Below are 13017 nucleotides of genomic sequence, written 5' to 3'. Positions count from 1 at the left end.
CGGTCGCTGCTTTCAGGCGGCCGGCGCGCCTTTCGGGGCTTGTGCTTCAGCCCTGGCCACTAACTGTTCAAGTTTGCGGAGCATTTCATTCGCACGCTTCTCCCGTGCCTCAATCCGCTTGAGTGCATCAGCCGTCTTCTTCTGGTTTTTCTCTGCTTCAGAAGCCGCAGACTTCGCCTTTCCTTCCTGAGTCTTCGCGTTGGACGATGCCGTTTTCGCCTTTTTCTCAAGCGCTACAGCACGATCATGAGCCTGGTTGATTTTCTTTTCCTGACTTGCAATACGGTCACCGGTTAACCGGCTTTGACGCTCATACCCAGATACCTTTTCAGCACCTTCCTGGGTGTCTGTCGCCATGCGCTTAACCCGTTCGGCATCACCTTCAATGCTGTTTTTGAGTTGCCCGGCGGTTTCACTGACAGACCGTGTTTGTTGTTCAAGCTGGCTCACCCTGTCAGCATCGCCTGTTGCCCGTTGTGCCAACTGGCTGATTTCCTCCGATACTTGTTCAACGTTTTGCCGCTTGTGCTCTACGGTCTCTTCAGTGGTTTTGATCCGTTCCAGACTCTCACCACTTTCGGTGACATTCTGCTTTGTCTGCTGCATCATGCGATCAGACGCATTGGCATATTCTTCTGAGCGGAATTTATTGGCAGCCGAACGCTCTTCGTTAGAACGCGTCTCTTGTAAGATGCTTTCTGATACGCTCCGATCTTCTTCGATCTGATCCCTGCCCGCACGCGCCTCGTTTTCATACACCTTCGCCTGGTCCCTGCTGAATTCAATCTCTTCTGCACTGGTCTGCGCCTGTCCCTTAATGGTGGCGATACTTTCTGCATTCGCAAGACTTTCAAGACGACTTTGGTGACTGGCTTCCTCATGCTTTTTCGCTTCGGTACTACTCGTCCTGGAACTCTCCGTGAACATCTCGGCCTGCTGCTTATACCGCTCTGAAGAATCTGCGTTCTTCCGGGTTTCGCCGAGGTTAGTCTGAGAACGCTCTGCGTTGCTCTGGGTTTCAGCCCGGAAATGATCAGAGGCATCCGCGTTTTTCCGGGTTTCTCCAAGATTGTCTCGCGAACGCTCCGCATTGTTCCGGGTTTCCTCTACGAGACGACCGGAGGTATCGGTGTTTTTCTCGATTTCTCCAAGACTGACGTGCGAACGCTCCGCGTTGTTCCAGGTTTCGGCCAGGAGGCTACCGGAAGCATCAGCGTTTTTCTGGGTTTCTCCGAGATTGACTTGTGAACGCTCGGCACTGCTCTTGGTTTCCGCAAGGAGGCTACCGGAAGCATCGGCATTTTTCTGGGTTTCATCGAGATTGAGTTGCGAACGCTCCGCATTGCTCCGGGTTTCGGCAAGGAGGCTACTGGAAGCATCGGCATTTTTCTGGGTTTCATCGAGATTGAGTTGCGAACGCTCTGCATTACTCCGGGTTTCCTCTACGAGGCGCCCGGAAGTATCGGTGTTTATCTGGATCTCTCCAAGATGGGCTTGCGAACGCTCTGCGTTATTCCGGGTTTCCTCTACGAGACGTCCAGAAGTATCAGCGTTTGTCTGGATCTCGCCGAGATGAGTTCGCGATCGTTCGGCATTGCTCCGGGTTTCCTCTGCGAGGCGACCTGAGCTGTCAGCGTTCTTCAGGATTTCCTCACTGCCCCGACGTGCCTTTTCTTCATAGGTTTCAATTGACTTGAGCCCCGTGTCGAACCGGGAGTCTTTTTCCGGAAATTCAGGTTCCGATAATAACTCCACACTGTCAGGGTCAGAATCAAACAGTATGGTTTCACCAGTCTCCCGATTAAATTTTATGTAAACTTCATCATCACCCGTGTCATCATCCGCTGGTGTAGTCGGGATGCGGGACTCCCCTTCAACATGGCTGATAGTTCTTTCCGCAACAGTCGTTTTATTATCATCTGTCAGACTTAATGAATGGTCTTGTATAATCTGTGGTTCTATATCATTGATGGGCTTTACACTTCTTGAATCAGAGGTTTTTCCTTCTACATCAACGGGTTCTGCCGATACCAGATTCTTGCCAGTTCCAAACGAAATACCACCTGTTTCCGAGATCCCTGACATACTGCTTCCTGCCTGAAAATGCCTATCTGGATACCATAAATACAACTATAGCTTTGAATCAACAGTAAATTACGACGCAGAGATAAAAGTCTGAGTTTAGTTTATGCCCCCTCCTTTCCAACAACTAAACTAAATTAAAACCGTCTACTAAAGAGAGAGAATGATGGACAAGCAACCGCCCGTTATCAAATTGCCTGTCAGGTCATACAGCGAATCATCAGCGATGATGCTGACCATGTCTTTTGATCCAGAGGGTGAACCCCGTTACGTATTGAAAACACAGCATTCAAATGGCGACGAAGGCATTTTTGACCTTGAAGACTTACTGCTTTATATCAAAAATGAAATGCCTGAAATATGGAGAAAATAAAACTTAAAAATACAAAAAACTAAAAAACCAAAAACCTGCTTTTATAAAAATGGCTAAATCAGCTTTAAATCATTACACAAAAGCTTACTCATCTTTGGAAAGTCTGTTTAATACATTTAGCATTCTCTCATGTTCATTTTTATCTCGTCTCATCTGCTTACGCTTCTCTGACTGTTCTTCTTTAACAGCGTTCACCTGATCTTTTTTCTTTCCAATATTATCATTAATATTCAGAAGGGAATTTTCTTCAGATTGCAACCGCTCTTTGAGTTCCTCAACATTTGCCTTAAGTTCATCATAATCATAAGTCCCCTTCTTCCCCATATGAATGATTTTTTTATCAGGCGACTCGACGTCTCTTTCTATCTGGCGAATTCTCTTTTCCTGTTTTTTTATCTCAGATTTTAACTGCTTTATTTTGCGCTGCTTTTCCTGTACTTGCTCTTTGAGTGAAGACTTCAGTTCCGTATACTCTTTACCTCGAGCTTCCAGCTGTTGGGAGAGTTCCGCACTGCTCTCCCTGTACGTCTTCGCCTTATCTTCATAGGCATTATTTTCCGCTGCCAGACTATTCTTCTGTACCCGTTTAACAATAGGCTTCCTCATGGCCTGCAACATCTTTTCAGCCGCCTTGTAGCTTTTCATATCCAAAGTTCGCTCAGAGACCTCGCGATCGATGGCATCCAGCCGTTCCAAAGCGTCCTCTGCATCAAACACCTTCAACAGGGCTGCACGATCATTGTCGAGTTGATACAGACGTTGTTCAGTTTCTATGATTCTTTGCTTAACTTCTTCCAGCTGATCAACTTCCGCATACTCTGAATCGCCCTGCGACTTACTCAACTGATGAATTTCCTTCTTAGCCTGAGTGCTCAAATTCGACATCTTGAGTGAAGCGTCAGCCACCTTACCGGTTATTCTTTCTTTCAGTGCTTTGGGAGAAGGGGCATGCAACACCATGCTATCTTTTGCTTTACGCGGTAATTTGCTGTTGACCTTCTGAGGCACACTAATTATCCAGTCCGTCATTCTCTTCCGGAGGGTTTTGACTTTCTCAAGGGCATTGGAAAACCGTTCCTTTACTGGCGACTGACGACTGACGCTACCAGGTGCCTCATCTGTCGGCTGATCATCATCGTCCCAGTCTTCATCATCAACGTCCAACCCACAGTCGTCGTCAAAACCGTTGTCTTCTGATCGAGTTTCATATTTGTCGAGATCAGGCTCATCATCTGTCGAAAAACCAGATATCGTATCCCATTCACCGGATACTGACTCGGTATCAATGTCCTCTTCGATCCCCTCATCCGTGTCTATATCTTTCTGCAGGTCAAATGCATCAGCACGCGGGGGGGCGGATCTATATTTCAGCGAATGGGTGGTTTCCGTTGACGTAATCGACCTGTCATTATGCGATTTTACCGTGACGGTAGTATCTGCGAGATCAGGAGCCGAGCCAGCTTTCTCACTTGTCACCTTCTCCAACATGGCCATTATTGCTGGCATATCGGTTTTTTTCACCTTGAACGTTTGGAATTTAGGTTGAGATACCGGAGTATCCCCCTCATGCTTTCCAACAGCTGATGGTAGATGGCTTTTTCCTGTGGGAGCCGATGGTATACCTGCCATACAAAGCAAATCCTTTTGCTCATGTCATCTGATAAGTATTGATGATGGACAGAACCACAAAACAGACTGAGGTATTTTTTTGTGATATCAACGCCAGAAAGTGGAGATGGATAGTTCAAACCACAATTAAAAGCACTCCAATTATTCTATTTTAAATCGATATCTGACCTCACCCTGCTCACCAGGGCTCAATTCACCCTCAAACTGCCAGGCAATCTGTCCGATGTAACCGGCATCATACTGTCGGGCCTGGCTACAGCGGAGTCCTCCCGGGACACCGCCGGACATCCGACATGCTCAGCCAATGTTGTGAAAGCCGGCATATCGTCCCTGATTTCCATCTGTTTGATGGGTGTGGCGCCGGTGCGAGTGATCCATAAAAGGCAACTAACCCAGAGTATGGAAATACCAGTTCACCAGGTACACGCTCAGAATGGTTGTGATCAGCCCTCCGAATGTGATCCAGAATTGCCGGGAGATCGCCGCCACCTCGAGCTTCAAGCCGGCTTCTACTACCTTGATTTCACCCCGAATATCCTTGATTTCCCCTCGGATATCCTTGATTTCTCCCCGCATATCTCGTAGTTCATCACGCAAATCACCAATAGCGTTCTCCGTTCTGAACTGAACCTGCAAAATGGTCTCCTGCATCACCACCAGATCCTGTTTTGTCGCGACATGCTCCGGATCCAGTGACTTATCCAACTGATGCGCCAGCGCATCATCAATACCGATGCGTTTAAGCTCGTCGTATAGCGTTTTTGTCATGAATACCCCTTATCCTCAAGCGTCATTGAGCGTGAAAAAAGAGCATAGTCAGGATAGTGTGAATTGCACCGGGCAACCGACAAACGGTCACAGGGACTGTGTCCTGACAGCCCTCGCTCAACCCCTGTGGGGCAGGCGCTGATACCCGGAATCATGCATTACTATTGCCCCCGCAGCGGAAAGCAAGCACCAACACACCGGCAAGGCGGTTCTTCGGTCAAAGCGCCGACTCATACCCTGAACCAGGTTCGCGGTGCATCCGGGCTACAAGGCGCGAACCGTCAACGTCATGGTATCCTGGTAAATACCGCTGGATGCAGCATCGGCTTCCGTTCGGGGGACACGAACACGAAGGGTACTGTTCGTGCCCTGGTTGCAGTTTTCGTCCTGATGACCGGTATATGGACCGGCCAGCTCACCATCACTGAAAATATTTCGCCAACCTTCGTCGCCGGTTCTGAAACGCAGGTTATAGGTGATCCCGTTACCGGCGCCAGACTCCAGCTGAAAAGCGGAACCGCTGGTGTTCTTACTGTCAAAGGCAATCGCAAACTGACGTTGATCAGCGGTGGCGCCTGTAGCATGTACGCAGAACTGCATATCTTTTCGATACCACCGCCGTGTCCTGTTATCCGTGGTAACCACAACATCTTCCAGCCCGCTGACCTTGACCTGGGTCGGCACCAAGACTTCGACAACGACTGCCTGAACATCATAGTGGCGGGTTCCATAGGAGTCCTCACCAGCCACCCAGAAACGTAACGTATGGATACCGGTACCTAACGCCATCAACGCGGTTCGTGACAACTGCAACGTCACCGTCCCTGTGACAAAGCCGTTCGTGTTTGTCGCCAGACCACCTTCCTGCGTCCAGCTTCCCAGTGAGATTGAGGCGCTGTCGCCCCCTTGCCGGAAGTTGGCGGCGTTTGCGTATTTCAGCAGGTTAGTCACGACAAAACGTTCCGGCACATTGATGCTGGGGCGTTGAGCAGGACCCGGGTTGGTATCGGACAGCGCTATACGGTAAGCCTGACCGGTACAGCCACTGTAACAGAATGCACTGAAGGTGACGGTGAACTGATAGGTGATCTTCTCATCGGGCTCATCGGCGAGCATTAATTGATCCGTGTTAACGTCGGCGAACTGGAAAAACGCATGCACAGGCATCGGCAGGACCACCAGCGACAACAATAACCGCAGGTTTACCCTGGCGGCATGGGAACTTCTAATGGACGACAATTTCCCCCTATGAAGACTGCGGTATAACAATTGCTTTTCTCACTACGGTTTAAACACTGACTACAACATGCCATTCGGCGACCTTTCTCAGGGTGGGATAGTGCGACAGGTATTACTGCGTACGTGCCGGTTCGGCCTCATTCCTGCTGATCGCCATCTGGCCTTCCAGCACCGGCGAACAGTCCGCATCCGCCAGGTCAATCGTGCCCATCTGCTGTACATAACCACTGTCCGGCGTCGGGACGGGCACATTGCACAACCAGCCGTTATCCAGTTCTATATTGATAACGCCGGTGTCCGCGCGGCTTTCCAGCTGGAACAGTCCCATGTCATCGGACTGCGCCGGATACAGTCCACCATTGATACGGACATCGGTCAACGGCTCACCGCCAAACAGCAGGCGACCAAACAGCAGCTTCAGGGCAATGGCCTCGTAATCCATTGAGACGACATTGCCCGGGTACAGGGTAACCGTCCGTTCACGTTCATCAAAATCGTACAGTATGGAAGCGCCGGGACTCAGGCTGACCCGGTACTGGCGGTAAGGCGACAGGGGTATCACCGAGGATCGGCCTACCACGGCATAACCACGACGCTGACCGTCTATTTTCACGTCGAAGACATCGCCCTCATTGCCCTCGACATTGAGCACCAGCGCGCTCTCCGCCTGGCGCTCACCACCGACCGCCAGGTTGTTGCCATCGGTCAGGAAGCTGGTGCTGAAGCTGGCGGCATAACTGGTCACCGGGTCGTCGCCATTCCTGACATGGTCGAGGCTCAGGTCACCCCGTCCCCAGCTGTTGCCCAGTTGCACCCGGGCATCGTAACGCTCGCCGTTGCCGGAGCCGGTTTCCGCGCCCAGGTCGGCCCGGACAGTGCTGTCGAACAGCGCCTGGTCATCCCAGGACGCCGAGAGGCGCATGTTGTCAGAACGGTCCCGCACACCTGCGTCATCCCGGTACTCGGAACGGGAGGCGGCCTGCCAGGTCCAGCGGTCATCCCGCAGCCGGAAATCTATGTTGAGCAGGGCCACGTCAGTGTCGCCGGAGCGACTGAAGCCCAGGCTCATGTCGATGTCGTAATCCACTGTCCGGTAAAGATTGACCCGGTAATCCAGCGAATGGGTGCGGCTGACATCGCCATCACTTTGCCGGTTGTCGCTGTAGCGGTAATTCATGGAACCGGACAGGAACGGAAAATTCACGGAAACACTGCTCTGCTCAAACCCACTGCCCAGCAGGGATGGGCGGTCGGCCTCCTCCTCGTCCGTGGTTGGTGTGTCATCCTCGTCCCACAGGCGACGATAACTGGCGCTGGTCGAGACCGCGCCCAGGCGGAGCTGGCTGGTCAGGCTGAAACCGGCATCGCCGTTGTCCGCCAGCATCAGGGAGGGGGACAACTCATGCCAGTGCCCCAGGTTGAACAGGCCCAGTTCCACCAGGCTGTCATCGTTGTTGACGGCAACGGCGGCAGTGCCGGCCAGGGTATCCGACAAACGACGGCTGACTCCGGCCCGGCTCAGCCACAGGTCGGTGCCGGTGGGGAGGGTGTCGCCGCTGCTGCGGTCCAGCACCCGGCCGGTTTCGGCAAAATACTGCCACTCCCCTTCCGGCGGCAGCTGGTACTGCTTGGCGAAGAAGCGGGTTTCCCGGCTGAGTTCATTGCCGCTGTCGTCCAGTATCCGGATCTCGATGTTGTAGGCGCCGGAGGGAAAGGATGAGGTGTCCAGCTGCTGGCTGCCCGCCTCGAAAAAGTAGGAGCTGATAAGGCGATCATCCCGACGGATTTCCACCCGGCCGCGGGTGGGCAGGAAGACATCCAGCGGCGTGCCGCCGGTGTAGTCGGTATCTTCCCGGGTGTTATCAGACGACGCCACCCGTGCGCCCAGCAGGGTGCGGTCAGAGGTAAAACTGAGGCCAAAGCCACTGCTGCCGACGACACCGGCATTGTATTCAACGCCTTCAAAACTGCGGCGGGCATAGAGGTCATTGACCAGGAAATGCTGGTTCTTGGTGTAATCCCAGTTGAAATAGAGGCTGTTTTCCCGGTAGGCGAACTGGCTCAGGCCGCTGAGGGTATAGTCATCGTCGCTGTCGGCGACATCGGAACCGGACCAGGCGCCGCTGACGTTCTGCAGCAGCGAGAAGCCGCCGTCCGAGGGCGGCAGGTATTTACGGACGTCCGCCTCGCGGGTCAGCAGGAAACGACGGTTGACGAATATATCCAGCCGGAAGCGGTTTTCATCGAAGATCACGCCAGCCACGGCGGGCTTCAAAAGGCCGCAGTTTTTCGCGTTGCGGCTCAGGCAGACTTCCGAGCTGTGGGTTTCCAGTTCACCGCTGAGGGTTGCTTCAATCAGCAACGGGTCATTGATATCGCCGATCAGCCGAACCACCCTTGCCGGGTCGGACAGGCGGATCATCTGCGGGCTGAATGTCGCGATCTGTGAAGTCAGGTAGCGGTTGCCGTAGTAGATGTCGATCAGGGAACGCTGCGGTTTGGCCAGGTTCTCGAATCCGGGTGGCGTGTCGTTCATGGCCAGAAAGACCGGTTGTGTCGCTATTGACGGTTCAACGTTAAACACGGCAAGCAGCCAGAGAGGTGATCCTTTCCAGTGTTTTGGCAGATTGTCAAAATACGACTTTTTCATACAACACTGGGCCGCATCCCGTTTGACTGTTAGAACACGCTCGGTAAGCCCTGTCTATGGTAATTCAAGTAAACTTTTTGATAGCTACCTTAAGCAATGAGTTGTTGAGGGGAGATAAAACTCCCACTCAACACACGTCTGGATATTAATTCGGTGAGACTGTCAATGTAATCCTGTCAGAATAAGCGCCCGATGACTTATTTGGATCCCCATCGGGAAACCATACAGCAATCTTAGCGTTCTTTTTCAGATCGCAATCCACAAGATTGGGATTAGGTTGTCCGGGTAATGCACCTGCAGCTAAATTTTTAGTGTCCGATTTATTAGCCGTGTTGGTGCCGTCCCCTGTTTGCTCAAACGGTGTTGAACCCGAATTATCTGTTATTTTCAGTGTGTATTTTATTACCTCGTTAACTCCACCGGCGCCTGTACCCGTTGAGACTAAGTTGAAACCAAAGTTGCTCTCAACTTTCAGATCATAAGTGTTAGTGTTCGGGTCTTTGTTGGAAAAAACACAGAAATCATAGGTGTAGGAATTAGCTTCATCGACTTCATTTCCCGTCAGCTTGATATCTTCCAGCCCCCAAATTCTGGCCAATGTATTTTTAACATAAAAAATATCAAAGATGCCTGTGGAGGTAGAACCAAGCTTCCCATCCTGTGCCGCCATCGCCCCTAACGAAACACTTCCAATAGCAGTCGCCAACGCCAGTTTTTTCAACCCTTGCCTCATTGTTTTACCCTCTTGCGTCAAGGTTCTCGTAAGGCAAAATCCCTATGCCATATGTACTTTCACTTACATGGTAATTGTTTCATTTTGTGAACCGCGTCACAATCTGGAGACTATCGATTTTCGGTACAAAAATTCACAAAAAGCGACATCGTAAAACTATCACCCCTGCTTTCATGATATTCATTGCCGTAGATCAATAATGGCGATGATGCCCCGCCTGATGATTTGCCTTTTTTCAGCAGAAAACCTGTAACATTATTTTTCAAATATCTTATTGATAGACCTATTACGTATGCGACGGTCTTATATTTCATTGCCCTGGTTTCTCACCATGCTTGTGGCGTTCTGCCTGCTGTCTGTCGAGGCGGTGGCCAATTCCTGCCCACCTGGAGGACCTCCAGGTGGCATTGGTATGGCGCTGACCGTCTGCGAACTAAATGAACCAACCGAGATTAAGTGGCCCAGTGACGGCCAGCTAACCAGCATAGTCCCTTTCCAGATACGATCCTGCGGTAAACAGTCCTGCAATTACGCCACCCGCTTTACGATTCGAAGCCCTGACAACAGGGCCTTTGAACTAAAGCCAGAGAATGGGAATTCTTCTATTCCGCTAACAGTGACCTTCACACAGACTAACGCCCCCCCCCGGCCCGTCATCACGTTTCCCTCTACACGAGAATGCGACGAGGGAAACCGCGAATGTCCTTTCAAGGGCGCCGGCCTTCTAGACGGTCAGCGCTGTGAGAATTGCCTGGATTTCGGACTGGAGTTCAGAGCGGATCTTTTCGCGTTGATGGATGCCGGCATCCTGAACCAGCCCGGTCTCCATCAAGGCACCCTGACCTTCATCATTGACCAGGCAGAAAAGTCTGCCAGCGGCAATGAGGATTCCGGTTTTAACCGGACTGTCAACATCACCATCACCCTCAATGTGCCGGAGCGACTGCAAATCAGCGGTCTCGCGGACATCGTGCTTACCACTGACAGTCCCGTCAGCGGGGGAAACTATCAGAAAGAACATGAATTTTGCGTTTTCCGGCTGGGTGGCGGCACGTTTCATCTGACCGCTGACGGGGATAACAATGCCGACGGCAGCTTTCAGCTGTCAAACAATAAAACATCTATCAATTACGGGTTTGAAGTGACCCGGATAACCCGGTTCGGCGACTTTTATGTACCTTATAGCCCGGGAAATAAAGACACCCGGTGGTATTGGTATGGCGACTGCCCCCGCGCTGATAACAACCCTGGCAATAAGACCAATATGAAGCTTCGTATCACTCTCAACAAGGAAGCCGCCGACAAGTTACCCGCCGGACTGTATTCCGACACCATGACCCTGACCGTCAGCCCGGATTAACCCAACGCCAGCCGGTTCCGCCGGCATGGCGCTGGCCGCGACAGCCCGTTCCTGCACCTGGATAATCCGTGATATCCCGAAATTACACAGGGCCACCATCAGCACGACCATGGTGAACGTCAGCGTTACCATCCATTTCACCAGATCCATTTTCTGGTCGCTCATCTGCTTTTGCAGATCCATTTTCTGGTCGCTGATCTGCTTTTGCAGCTCCACGTACTGTCCCTTCATTTCCTCACGCAAACCGTCAAGCGACTGCTGCTGTTTTTCACTGAAATCGGAAAAAGCCTGCCGGAGTTCAGTCTTGAATTCCGACATCTCCTGACGGATCGAACCCAGCTCCTTGCACATTTCCACCTTGTGGCTATTCAGGTCGTCACGGGTGGCCAGCATACCAATGGCATCCTGAGCCGTGAGCACCGTTTTCGCCGCTGCCATGGCTTTATCCTCCTTCGCTCCCGCATCCTTCAGCGCTTCAAAAAGTTCTGATGCAATCATAGGCATTGTTGTTTTACCTTGTGAAAATCAACATCGGCGCCGAAGTATAGACAGGAAATCCGGATGCCATGGCCGTTGCCAGCCCTTTTCGGCCACCGGACATCGGCCATACAATACCGGCCATCAAGCCAGATACGGCGGCCCATGCTTCACATTGTTCTCTACCAGCCTGAAATCGGCCTGATACCGCTTCAGCCTGCACCTGATACGTCCTACGAGATTTGCGCTGGATGACAGGAAAAAAGGACACCCGGGGGGCATTGGTACGGCGACTCCCCCCGCGCTGATAACAACCCTGGCAATAAAACCAGCATGAAGCTTCGCATTACCTCAACAAATAAATCGCCGACAATTTACCCACCGGACTGTATTCCGACACCATGACCCTGACCATCAGCCCGAATTAACGCAACGCCAGCCGGTTCCATCGGCATGGCACGCGCCGCGACAGCCCGTTCCTGCACCTGGATAATCCGTGATATCCCGAAATTACACAGGGCCACCATCAGCACGACCATGGTGAACGTCAGCGTTATCATCCATTTCACCAGATCCATTTTCTGGTCGCTCATCTGCTTTTGCAGATCCATGTTCTGTTCCTTCATTTCATGGCGAAACTGATCAAGCATCACTTGCTGGTTCAGCCTGTATTCCTGCATCTCATCACGGAAACCATCAAGCGACTGCTGCTGTTTCTCGCTGAAATCGGAAAAGGTCTGCCGCTGCTCCTCACGGAATTCGGAAATCGTCTGCCGCATTCCGGACAATTCCTCTCGAACTTCCGTCTTGAACTCCGACATCTCCTCCCGGAGTTCAGTCTTGAACCCCGACATCTCCTGACGGAGTTCTGTCTTGAATTCCGACATCTCCTGACGGAGTTCCGTCTTGAATTCCGACATCTCCTGCTTCATTTCCACCTTGTGGCTATTCAGGTCGTCACGGGTGGCCAACATACCAATGGCATCCTGGGCCGTGAGCACCGTTTTCGCCGCTGCCATGGCCTTATCCTCCTGCGCTCCCGCATCCTTCAGCGCTTCATAAAGTTCTGATGCAATCATAGGCATTGTTGTTTTACCTTGTGAAAATCAACATCGGCGCCGAAGTATAGACAGGAAATCCGGAGGCCATGCCTGTTGTCAGCCCTTTTCCGCCACCGGTCATCGGCCATACAATACCCCCCATCAAGCCAGATACGGTACGCCCATGCTTCACGTTGTTCTCTACCAGCCGGAAATCCCTCCCAACACCGGCAATATCATCCGTTTATGCGCCAATACCGGCTTCAGCCTGCACCTTATCCGCCCCCTGGGCTTTACGCTGGATGACAAGCGGATGCGTCGCGCGGGGCTGGATTACCACGAGTTTGCCGCCCTGCAGCTGCACGACAGCTATGAGGATTTTCTTGCAGCGGTAAAACCCGGAAAGGTCTACGCCCTCAGCACCAAGGGCACCACCTGCTATACAACACCGGCATTCCAGCCGGGCGACGTACTCATGTTTGGTCCGGAAACCCGCGGCTTACCCGCTGATCTCAGGGAATCACTCCCAAAAGATCAGGTGCTACGTTTACCGATGCAGGCCGACAGCCGCAGTATGAACCTGTCCAATACTGTTGCGGTCGTGCTGTACGAATCCTGGCGTCAACTGGGATTTAAAGGCGGGATCCAGGTAAGCCCCTGATCATT

The 13017-nt window shown here is 52.0% G+C and carries 11 protein-coding genes; 3 read left to right on the top strand and 8 right to left on the bottom strand.

What is annotated here, in order from left to right; translation table 11 throughout:
• Positions 1-12: 12 nt before the first annotated feature.
• A complete protein-coding gene (locus AC27K1_RS07320) occupies positions 13-2085 on the bottom strand; it encodes a hypothetical protein (protein ID WP_487149459.1) in 2073 nt (690 codons plus the stop codon).
• A gap of 160 nt (positions 2086-2245) precedes the next feature.
• Here AC27K1_RS07320 and AC27K1_RS07315 point away from each other — a divergent pair, with 160 nt between their 5' ends.
• Complete coding sequence (locus AC27K1_RS07315; RefSeq protein ID WP_487149457.1) at positions 2246-2455, top strand: hypothetical protein; 210 nt, start codon at positions 2246-2248, stop codon at positions 2453-2455.
• An 84-nt stretch (positions 2456-2539) separates the two neighbouring features.
• Here the strand turns inward: AC27K1_RS07315 and AC27K1_RS07310 are convergent, their stop codons facing one another.
• From AC27K1_RS07310 to AC27K1_RS07290, 5 genes are all read right to left on the bottom strand, one after another.
• Positions 2540-4084 (bottom strand): hypothetical protein, encoded by a 1545-nt coding sequence (locus AC27K1_RS07310; RefSeq protein WP_487149455.1) that lies wholly within the window; start codon positions 4082-4084, stop codon positions 2540-2542.
• Positions 4085-4471: 387 nt separating this feature from the next.
• Positions 4472-4852 (bottom strand): hypothetical protein, encoded by a 381-nt coding sequence (locus AC27K1_RS07305; RefSeq protein ID WP_487149454.1) that lies wholly within the window; start codon positions 4850-4852, stop codon positions 4472-4474.
• A gap of 264 nt (positions 4853-5116) precedes the next feature.
• Positions 5117-6091: a hypothetical protein gene (locus tag AC27K1_RS07300; RefSeq protein WP_487149452.1), complete on the bottom strand. Its 975-nt coding sequence runs from the start codon at positions 6089-6091 to the stop codon at positions 5117-5119.
• 112 nt (positions 6092-6203) lie between these two features.
• Positions 6204-8741 (bottom strand): TcfC E-set like domain-containing protein, encoded by a 2538-nt coding sequence (locus AC27K1_RS07295; RefSeq protein ID WP_487149451.1) that lies wholly within the window; start codon positions 8739-8741, stop codon positions 6204-6206.
• Positions 8742-8886: 145 nt separating this feature from the next.
• Positions 8887-9462, bottom strand: a complete 576-nt coding sequence (locus AC27K1_RS07290) for a hypothetical protein (protein ID WP_487149450.1) — start codon at positions 9460-9462, stop codon at positions 8887-8889.
• 343 nt (positions 9463-9805) lie between these two features.
• Between AC27K1_RS07290 and AC27K1_RS07285 the strand changes: the two genes are divergently transcribed.
• Positions 9806-10834: a hypothetical protein gene (locus AC27K1_RS07285; RefSeq protein ID WP_487149448.1), complete on the top strand. Its 1029-nt coding sequence runs from the start codon at positions 9806-9808 to the stop codon at positions 10832-10834.
• Here AC27K1_RS07285 and AC27K1_RS07280 read toward each other — a convergent pair.
• Positions 10781-11338, bottom strand: a complete 558-nt coding sequence (locus tag AC27K1_RS07280; RefSeq protein ID WP_487149447.1) for a hypothetical protein — start codon at positions 11336-11338, stop codon at positions 10781-10783. The two genes, AC27K1_RS07285 and AC27K1_RS07280, sit on opposite strands and share 54 nt — an antisense overlap.
• Positions 11339-11685: 347 nt before the next feature.
• The gene (locus AC27K1_RS07275) at positions 11686-12396 is read right to left on the bottom strand and encodes a hypothetical protein (protein ID WP_487149445.1); all 711 of its coding nucleotides are present in this window, start codon (positions 12394-12396) and stop codon (positions 11686-11688) included.
• Positions 12397-12535: 139 nt separating this feature from the next.
• Between AC27K1_RS07275 and trmL the strand changes: the two genes are divergently transcribed.
• Entirely contained in the window at positions 12536-13012 is a 477-nt protein-coding gene (gene trmL, locus AC27K1_RS07270; RefSeq protein ID WP_487149443.1) for a tRNA (uridine(34)/cytosine(34)/5-carboxymethylaminomethyluridine(34)-2'-O)-methyltransferase TrmL, read from the top strand.
• Positions 13013-13017: the final 5 nt, after the last annotated feature.

It is taken from the genome of Kistimonas ophiarachnellae (assembly GCF_057552235.1).
Note: the sequence above shows the minus strand (reverse complement) of the source record. Positions and strands in the feature narration are given on the sequence as shown.